Origin of the sequence: Nocardia barduliensis (assembly GCF_013315795.1) — a bacterium.
Classification (GTDB): Bacteria; Actinomycetota; Actinomycetes; order Mycobacteriales; family Mycobacteriaceae; genus Nocardia; species Nocardia barduliensis.
This window is the reverse complement of the sequence record NZ_JABLTE010000296.1, coordinates 1-447: the sequence shown is the minus strand read 5'-3', so window position 1 is coordinate 447 and position 447 is coordinate 1. Positions and strand designations below refer to the sequence as shown.

Here is a 447-nt window from a genome sequence, read left to right as displayed (position 1 = left end):
TCTGTAGGCTACCCATGGGATTCAGCGTGGCAGAGGTGGAGGCGCTTCTCAGAGGAGCGGAGGACGAGCTTCGCTTCAGCTTTCCACCAAAGGTCACGGCTTACTTCCTGAAGCATATGGAAGTGCAAATGCAGCCTTCGCTCTTTATCTCTAAAAGTGTTTTCCACGGTGTCTTGGACACCGTCCGAAACCGCGTTCTCCAGTGGGCGCTCGATCTTGAGTCCGCAGGAGTAGTTGGTGACGGTATGAGCTTCAGCCCTACCGATGTAAGGGCTGCCCAGCATGTTACAAACATCACCAACAACATTGGCACGATGCACAACTCGCAGCTTCAGCAGCTGTCTGCAGGGCAGCAGTCGTACCAGATGATGGAGAGGCGCGACGAGCTTGTATCCCTCTTGGAGCAGATCAAAGATCACGCCACATTCGACGGTGTCCCGGCTCAAG

1 protein-coding gene is annotated in these 447 nt (G+C 54.8%); it reads left to right on the top strand.

All coding sequences use genetic code 11. The features are described 5' to 3' along the window. Positions 1-26 precede the first annotated feature (26 nt). On the top strand, positions 27-447 hold a 421-nt coding region (locus HOV91_RS39285), incomplete at its 3' end, for an AbiTii domain-containing protein (protein ID WP_312884956.1).